The sequence below is a fragment of the Micromonospora sp. AMSO12t genome, assembly GCF_008806585.1.
Taxonomy (GTDB): Bacteria; Actinomycetota; Actinomycetes; order Mycobacteriales; family Micromonosporaceae; genus Micromonospora; species Micromonospora reichwaldensis.
Genome location: NZ_WAAS01000278.1, coordinates 1 through 7988, shown reverse-complemented (window position 1 = coordinate 7988; position 7988 = coordinate 1). Strand labels below are relative to the sequence as shown.

Here is a 7988-nt window from a genome sequence, read left to right as displayed (position 1 = left end):
GGCCCCGCCGACGAGGTCGTCGAGCCGGCGCAGCTCCGCCAGCCGTAGCGGCCCCGCGCCGTCGTCCCGGGCGGCGGGCCGGGCGGGTGTGCCGGGCAGCAGCACGGCGCGCGGGTCGGCGAGCCAGCGCTGGGCCAGGGCGAGCAGCGCCGCCCGGGGCCGGGACCCGCCGAAGGCTGGCGGCGGACCGAGGCTGCGGGTGCGGGCCGCGGCGGTGGCCAGCAGGTCGGCCGGCACCGCGAGGACCACGGCGAGCCAGCCCAGCCAGAACTCGCCGGGGAGGCGCAGCTGCCGCTCCCACCGGGAGACCTCGTGCCGGCTGAGGGTCGGCACGCCGGACGCGGCGCAGAGCTCGGCCGCGACCCGCAGCTGGCTCCAGCCCCGGGCCAGCCGGAGCTGGGCGAGCAGCGGCCCGAGCAGTTGCGGGCCGGGCGGCGGGGGCGGCGTCATCGGTCCTCCGGGACGGTGTCGGCGAGGCGGCGGCGCGGGCCCCGGAACGGGACCGGTGCGCCACCGGTGGATGCTGACCCCCGCGCGTGCCCCCGGCGGGTCGGCCGTCCGGCCGGGCCCACCCCGCGCAACCCCATGACTACTCCGGGGGTACGACGCTTTCCGGCCCCGGCCGGGCCGGCGGCCGTGCGGTCCGGCGTCCACCAGTGTGGGAAGGTCTCGGCCTGGAGGGCCCGGCCCGCTAGAGTCGGGGCGTGGCGCTCGGTCTTCCATCGGTCCTCCCCAATCCGCAGCCGGCGATCGGGGAGCTCATCCGTGACCGCCAGCCGACCTTCTCCTTCGAGTTCTTCCCGCCCAAGACCCCGCAGGGCGAGCGGCTGCTGTGGCAGGCGATCCGCGAGCTGGAGTCGCTGCGCCCGTCGTTCGTCTCGATCACCTACGGCGCGGGCGGGTCGACCCGCGACACCACCGTCGCGGTCACCGAGCGGATCGCCACCGAAACCACCCTGCTGCCGATGGCCCACCTGACCGCGGTCAACCACTCCGTGGCCGAGTTGCGCCACGTCATCGGCCGGCTCGCCGGGGTCGGGGTGCGAAACGTGCTCGCCGTGCGGGGCGACCCGCCGGGCGACCCGGGCGGCGACTGGGTGCGCCACCCCGAGGGCGTGCTCTACGCCGAGGACCTGGTCCGCCTGGTGCGCGACGCCGGCGACTTCAGCGTCGGGGTGGCGGCCTTCCCCTACAAGCACCCGCGTTCAACCGACGTCGACAGCGACACCGAGCACTTCGTGCGCAAGTGCCGGGCCGGCGCCGACTTCGCGATCACCCAGATGTTCTTCGACGCCGACGACTACCTGCGGCTGCGCGACCGGGTCGCCGCCACCGGCTGCGACACCCCGATCCTGGCCGGCGTGATGCCGGTGACCCAGATCGGCACCATCGAGCGCTCCACGCAGCTCTCGGGGGCGCCCTTCCCGCCGGCCCTGGCCGAGCGGTTCGCGAAGGTCGCCGACGACCCGGAGGCGGTGCGCCGGCTCGGCGTCGAGCAGGCCAGCGAGATGTGTCGGCGGCTGCTCGACGAGGGCGTGCCGGGGATCCACTTCATCACCCTCAACCGTTCCACCGCCACCCGCGAGGTGTGGCAGAACCTCCAGGTCGACGCGCGGGTGTGACCCCGGTGCCGCGACACCTGAGCGGCGGTGCGACGGTTGTTCCGTGGTGGGCACACAGCTGAACTGGGACGAGTACGCCACGGCCTGGGCACGGCTGCACGGGGGCTTCGACCCCCGGGCGGCGGCCCCCGTCGTCCGCGCCTGGCTGCGGTTCGCCTACCACGTCGGGTTCGTGCTGGGCCGGCTGCGGGTCGGCCCGACCCCGGTCACCGTGGTCGGCGTGCTGCTCTGCGCCTGCGTGCCGCTGTTCGCCGTACGGCCGCAGAACGGTCCCTTCCTCGCGGCGCTGTTCGTGCTGCTCGCCGCGGTGGCGGACAGCGTCGACGGCGCGGTGGCGGTGGCCACGAACCGGACCACCCGGCTCGGCTACGTCTACGACTCGCTGGCCGACCGGCTCGGCGAGGTCGCCTGGCTGGCCGCGTTCTGGCTGATCGGCGCGCCGGGGGCGCTCGTCGTGACCGCCGGCGCGCTCTCCTGGCTGCACGAGTACGTCCGCGCCCGGGCGGTCTCCGCCGGCATGCGGGAACTCGGCGCGGTGACCGTGGGGGAGCGCCCCACCCGGGTCTCGGTGGCCCTGGTCGGGCTGCTGCTGGCCGGGCTGACCGGGCTGATCGAGCCGGACCTGCCGGCCGGCACGATCACCATGGCGACCGCCGTCTGGGTGCTGTTGGCCGGGTTCGGCCTCGGCCAGCTGCTCTCCGCTGTCCGCCGCGCCCTGATCGACGCCGGCTGACCGCGCGCGGGCCCGTCCGGACGGCCTCTGACCGGGTGCCGTGGTGTCAGGAAGGGGCCCTTCCGCTACCTCAGGCGTTGATCAGTGCCCTTCCTTACCCGGCAGCCGGTGCTACCAGGCGGGGCCGATGTCGTCGGCGACGATCTGGGCGGAGAGGGTCACCATCGGCAGGCCGCCGCCGGGGTGGCTGGAGCCGCCGACCAGCCACAGCCCGTGCGCCGGCCCCCGGTTGGCCGGGCGCAGCAGGCCGCCGGCGGTGCCGTAGATCGATCCCCCGGGCGCGCCGGTCGCGTCGTCCAGGTCGGCCGGGGTGCGGACCTCCCGGAACACCAGCCGGTCCCGCACGTCGACGCCCCGCTCGGCCAGCACGTCGAGGACCCGGTCGGCGTACGCCTCGGCGAGGCCGGGCCGGCGCCAGTCGACGGCACCGGTGGCGGTACCGTGCCGGGGTGCGTTGACCAGCACGAACCACGCCTCGTGGCCGGCCGGCCGGACCACCGGGTCGTTGGCCACGGTGACGAAGACGGTGGGATCGGCTGCCGGTCGGGCCCGCACGCCGCGCCCTGGGTGGCCGAAGACCGCGTCGAACTCGGCGTCGTAGTCGCCGGGGAAGAACACGTTGTGGTGGGCCAGCCCGGAGTCCCCGGTCAGGCCGAGCAGCAGCACGAAACCGGCCAGGCTGCGGTCGGTCAGCCCGGTCAGCCGGCGCGGGCTGGGCAGCAGGTCCCGGTAGAGGGTGAGCGCGTCGACGTTGGCCACCACCACGTCGGCGGGGACGGGGGCGGTGACGCCGCGCAGGCGTACGCCGTGCACCCGGCCGCCCGCGGCGTCGATCCGGGTGACCGTGGCGTCGGTCCGCACGACCACGCCGAGGTCCAGGCAGCGGGTGAGCAGCGCGTCGGCGAGCGTGCCCAGCCCGCCGCGCAGGTACCAGCCGCCGAAGGTCAGCTCGGCGTAGGGCACGGCGACCAGCGCGGCCGGCGCCCGGCGCGGGTCGGCGCCGGTGTAGGTGGCGTACCGGTCCAGCAGCATCCGCAGCCGGGGGTCGGAAAGGTGCCGTCGGCCCAGCCCGCGCAGCGTCCGGCCCGGCCCGATGGCGGCCAGGTCGCCCAGCCGCCAGGCCAGCGCGGCCAGGTCCCGCGGGGAGTCGATCGGGCGGCGCAGGATGTCCCGGTCCGAGGCCTGCCACACCCGCGCGGCCCGGCGCCACAGCCGCTGCCAGTCCGCGGCGGCCCGGTCGCCGAAGGCCGCGCCGATCCGGGCGGCGAACTCGGCCGGGTCGGCGCACGAGTCGAGGGCCGGGCCGCCGCCGGGGAAGACGTGCCGGACGATCGGGTCCACCGGCGTCAGGTCCAGGTACTCGTCGAGTTTCGCGCCGGTCGCCTCGAACAGGTCGTGGAAGACGTCGGGCAGGGTGAGCAGGCTCGGCCCGGTGTCGAAGTGGAACGCGCCCGCCGGCGTGTCGCGGACGTACCGGCCGAGCTTGCCGCCGACGGTGCCCGCGCGTTCGAGCACGGTGACCTGGTGCCCGGTGGCGGCCAACCGGGCGGCGGTGGCCAGCCCTCCCACCCCGGCGCCGACGACCACGATCCGCGCCATGCCGCGCCTCCCTAGGTGACGGGGCGGCCGCGCCAGGACAGGCGACGCCGCTTTCGCAGATGGTACGACCGCAGGGTCAGCCAACCGAGGACCACGACCGACACGGGGTGTGCCAGCGCGTCGGGCCACCACCGGCCCCCGGTCGCCCGGGCGCTGACCGCCCGTCCGGTGACCCCGAGCAGGTAGGCGGCGAGCGCCGCGGCGGCCACCGTCGGCGCGCCGGCGGCCAGGGCGACGACCGCCAGCAGCGGGGGAGCGGTGTAGAGCAGGAGCAGCAGGGCCACCACGGCGGCCGCCGCCCCCGGGTTGCCGAAGGTCGCCCAGAGCGACTTCGAGTAGCCGTCGCGCAGCTGCGGCCAGTCCTCGTACATCCGGCAGGCGGCCAGCCGCGAGCCGTCGGCGAGGGCGATCCGGCCGCCGGCCCGCTTGACCGCGCGGGCCAGCTCGACGTCCTCCAGGACCTTCCCGGCCACCATGGCGTGCCCGCCGGCGGTCTCGTAGCCGGCCCGGTCCACCACCAGGAACTGGCCGCCGGCGGCGGCCAGCGACGGCCGCCGCGAGCGCTCCATCGCCCGCAGCGGCAGGAAGGTGAGCCACAGCCACTGCAACAGCGGCTGGACCAGCCGGTCGGCCACCGTCGCCACCAGGATCCGGGGGTACGGCGACAGCAGCGTCACCCGCGCGGCACGCAGCTCGGTGACGGCCGCCGCGACCGCGTCCGGGGCGAGCACCACGTCGGCGTCGACGAAGACCAGCGCGGTCGCCGCGGGGTCCGCCCGGGTGGCCAGCTGCCAGCAGGCGTGCGGCTTGCCCAGCCAGCCCGGCGGCGGGGCGACCCCGTCGAGCAGGGTGACCCGGGGGTCGTCGCCGGCCACCGCGCGGACCACGTCCGCGGTGCCGTCGGTGGACCCGTCGTCGAGCACCACCACGCGCAGCCGGGGCACGCCCCGCTGGGCGAGCAGCGCGCGCAGGCACGGGGTGACCCGCGCAGCCTCGTCGCGCAGCGGCAGCAGCACCGCCACCGGCTCGGTGACCGGCGCCGGCCGCTCGGCCGGGCGGCGCAGCCAGCGGCCGGCGTTGAGCAGGGTGTGCGCGGTCAGCGCGGCCACGCCGAGCAGCAGCGCGAGGACGGCGGTCATGCCGTCGCGTCGACGCCGGGGCGCTGCGGCTGACGGGTCCCGTGCCGGTCGTCGCGGCGGGAGCGGATCAGCGTGACCGCCAGCGGCACGGCGGCCACCGACATGCCGACCGCGCCCCAGAGCGCCGAGGCGGGCAGGTCGAGGAAGACCGCGTGGGCCAGCACGCTGGAGAAGTACGTCCACAGCCAGAGCGCGAACATCGGGCCGTCCCGCCCGTCGGTGGTGGCCACGGCGGGCCCGGCCAGCGGGCGCAGCGCGCTCATCATCAGCACGGCGAAGAGCAGCCAGCCCAGGTAGTTGCTCACCGGGATGCCGGGCAGGCCGGGCAGCGCGGGGGTGGCGTCCCGCCAGACCCAGTAGCCCTCGGCCACCATCTGCGGGTCGAGGAAGAGGTCCCAGGCGGCCAGCCCGACGGCGGCCAGCGCGATCCGCCGGACGGGGAACCGCCCGCCCCGGCGTCCCGGCGCGTCCCCGGCGCTCGGCCCGTCTCCGGCGCCGGGCCTGGCGCTGGCGTCGCCGCCGGTCAGCCGGGTGGCGGCCAGCCAGGCCGGCCAGGCCATCCAGGTCCAGGCCAGCGGGATGATCAGCGGCACCCCGGCCAGCTTCGGCCCCAGCTCGCCGGAGTAGTCGTAGCTGCCGAACGGGAAGCCGGTGGCCACGCCGAGCGCCTCGATGGCGAACCCGCCGACCGTGGCCACCGCGACCAGCGCCGCCGCCGTACGCGGGCCCCGGCTGAGCAGCGCGTGGCCGACCGAGAGCAGGTAGCCGAGCACGACGGTGGCGACGGTCAGCCGGGCCCGGGTCTCCCCGGTGGTCAGCGGGTAGCAGATCTGCGCCAGCACCAGCACGGCCAGCAGCGCCCAGGACAGCCGTCGGGTCATGGCACGGGCCGGCCGGGCGGGGTGGGTGTCGGCGGCTCCAGCGGCAGGTCCCGGCCGAGCACGCCGAACGGACGCTCGTCGCCGGGGAAGTGGAAGTCGCGCAGGACGTCGGTGAAGCCGAACCGGCGGTACAGCCGCCAGGCCCGGGACCGCTGCTCGTCGGCCTCGGGGGTGGAGAGCAGCGTGGTCGTCCCCTCCGCCAGGCTGAGCAGGGCCCGCAGCTGCCGCGCGCCCAGGCCGTGCCCCTGCGCGGGCGGGCGGACGTGCAGCTCCACCACCTCGAAGCAGTGGGTCAGCCAGCGTTGCCGGGTCGGGGCGTCCAGTGCCCGCCAGACCTGGTCGTGCCACCACTGCCCGGAGCCGCCCAGGTAGCCGTAGCCGAAGCCGGCCAGGTGGCCCTCGCTGGTCAGGCTGGCGACGGCGCGGAAGCCGGGCCGGCGTACGTGGGTGGCGATGTAGCCGCGTCGGGACTCCAGCAGCTCAGGGCGGTAGCCCATCGCCTCGCCGTAGACGGCCACCACGTCGTCCAGCCGTCGGACGAGATCGTCCGGCGTCCACCGCACCAACCTCATGCCCGTACACCCTCCGCCGCTCCCGGGTCGCCGTCCGCGACCCACCCCAGCACCGCCCGGTCACCCACCACGTCGCGCACCTCGAACCGCGCGAAGAGTTCCTCCGCGTACCACCCCTCGGTGGGGGTCCGCATGATCGCCGCCCGGTGCTCCGGGTGACGGTACGCGAACGCCACGAGGTCCGCCGGGTCGCGCCACACGCTCACCGTGCCCTGCCAGCCCAGCGGGGCCTCGCCGATGCCGAAGCGGGCCAGCAGGCCGGGCGCGGCGTGCAGCGCGGCGGCCACCGGTGGGATCGCCCGCCAGAAGGTGGCCGCCCGACGGGGCCGCAGCCGGGCCCGGGTCAGCGCCAGCACCGGGCCGGTGACCCGGCCGCCGGGCGGCTCCCCGAACGGCCGGCGCCCCGACCATTCGCCCCGGCTGCTCAGCGGGCGCAGGTCGACCCGGACGGACGCGCGGGCGATCCGCGCCCAGGCGCGTCCCACCGGCGAGCCGTCGAAGCCGGCCGCGGCGGCGGGGGAGTCCCACACGGTCAGCGCCGCCCACCGGGTGAGGTCGGCGTCGCCCGGCCCGAAGCCGGTGCCGGTCCCGGTGCCGAGCAGCTTGCCGAACCGCACGCCGGGCACGGCCCGCAGCCGGCGGGGGGCGACCGCCATCCGGGTCAACGCCCGGGGCAGCGCGGCGCGGGAGGTGCGCCACACGTGCAGGGTGACCAGCTCCGGGACGTCGGCCCCCACGGTTCGCGCGCTGCTCAGCCCCATGGTTCGCTCGCTCACGCCACCGCCTCGCTCCGCTCCACGGCGGCGCGAGGCGCCACGCTGCTGAGCCCCATGGTTCGCGCGCTCCGCTCGCTCACGCCACCCCGGTCGGGACGCCGCCGGTGACCCGCAGCAGCTCCGGGTACGTGGTGGGGAAGACCGCCTGCGGCACGCCGCCGGCCGCCCAGATCTCGTCGTACGACTCCAGGGCGGTGTCCACCAGGGTGCGTAACGGGCGCGGGTGGCCGACCGGGGCGACCCCGCCGATCACCTGCCCGGTGTGCGCGCGGACGAACTCCGGGGTGGCCCGGCGCAGCCGGCCGACCCCGATGGACGCGGCCAGGCCGGCGGTGTCCACCCGGTGCGCGCCGGAGGTGAGCACCAGCAGCGGCGCGCCGTCCGCCTCGAAGACGAGCGAGTTGGCGATCTGGCCGACCGCGACGCCGAGTGACTCGGCGGCGGCAGCGGCGGTGTGGACCGCGTCGGGCAGCAGGCGGACGAGGCTCGGCGCGCCGGACCCGTCCCAGGCGCCCGCGGCGTCGAGCACGTCCTGCACCGCCCGCACGTTCGGGTGTGGCTGCATGTCGACCATTCTTCCCGGTACGCCGGTCGGCGGCTCAGCCGGCCGTGCCGGGCCCCGACCGGGCGGGGCGGGGCGACGTCCGGCCGGCTCCGGGCGGGACG

General features: G+C 77.0%; 9 protein-coding genes. 2 read left to right on the top strand and 7 right to left on the bottom strand.

Annotated elements, in window-relative coordinates; all coding sequences use genetic code 11:
• Nucleotides 1-450, bottom strand: a 450-nt coding sequence (locus F6X68_RS27655) for a helix-turn-helix domain-containing protein (protein ID WP_151457014.1), incomplete at its 3' end; no start/stop codon positions are given.
• Nucleotides 451-704: 254 nt separating this feature from the next.
• Between F6X68_RS27655 and metF the strand changes: the two genes are divergently transcribed.
• Entirely contained in the window at nucleotides 705-1622 is a 918-nt protein-coding gene (metF, locus tag F6X68_RS27650) for a methylenetetrahydrofolate reductase [NAD(P)H] (RefSeq protein WP_151457013.1), read from the top strand.
• A gap of 43 nt (nucleotides 1623-1665) precedes the next feature.
• Complete coding sequence (locus F6X68_RS27645; protein WP_151457012.1) at nucleotides 1666-2355, top strand: CDP-alcohol phosphatidyltransferase family protein; 690 nt, start codon at nucleotides 1666-1668, stop codon at nucleotides 2353-2355.
• Between the two features lie 111 nt (nucleotides 2356-2466).
• Here F6X68_RS27645 and F6X68_RS27640 read toward each other — a convergent pair whose 3' ends face one another.
• The 6 genes from F6X68_RS27640 to F6X68_RS27615 form a co-directional block, all read right to left on the bottom strand.
• Nucleotides 2467-3954 carry an NAD(P)/FAD-dependent oxidoreductase gene (locus tag F6X68_RS27640; RefSeq protein ID WP_151457011.1) on the bottom strand — a complete coding sequence of 496 codons (1488 nt, stop codon included), beginning with the start codon at nucleotides 3952-3954 and terminating at the stop codon, nucleotides 2467-2469.
• A gap of 11 nt (nucleotides 3955-3965) precedes the next feature.
• A complete protein-coding gene (locus F6X68_RS27635; protein ID WP_151457010.1) occupies nucleotides 3966-5093 on the bottom strand; it encodes a glycosyltransferase family 2 protein in 1128 nt (375 codons plus the stop codon).
• Complete coding sequence (locus F6X68_RS27630) at nucleotides 5090-5974, bottom strand: carotenoid biosynthesis protein (protein ID WP_151457009.1); 885 nt, start codon at nucleotides 5972-5974, stop codon at nucleotides 5090-5092. The genes F6X68_RS27635 and F6X68_RS27630 overlap by 4 nt, the downstream gene beginning before the upstream one ends.
• On the bottom strand, nucleotides 5971-6546 hold the full coding sequence (locus tag F6X68_RS27625) for a GNAT family N-acetyltransferase (protein ID WP_151457008.1): 576 nt from the start codon (nucleotides 6544-6546) through the stop codon (nucleotides 5971-5973). The genes F6X68_RS27630 and F6X68_RS27625 overlap by 4 nt, the downstream gene beginning before the upstream one ends.
• Nucleotides 6543-7307: a monooxygenase gene (locus F6X68_RS27620; RefSeq protein ID WP_151457015.1), complete on the bottom strand. Its 765-nt coding sequence runs from the start codon at nucleotides 7305-7307 to the stop codon at nucleotides 6543-6545. Before F6X68_RS27620 ends, F6X68_RS27625 begins: the two co-directional genes overlap by 4 nt.
• A gap of 91 nt (nucleotides 7308-7398) precedes the next feature.
• Nucleotides 7399-7887 (bottom strand): YbaK/EbsC family protein, encoded by a 489-nt coding sequence (locus F6X68_RS27615; protein WP_151457007.1) that lies wholly within the window; start codon nucleotides 7885-7887, stop codon nucleotides 7399-7401.
• Nucleotides 7888-7988: the final 101 nt, after the last annotated feature.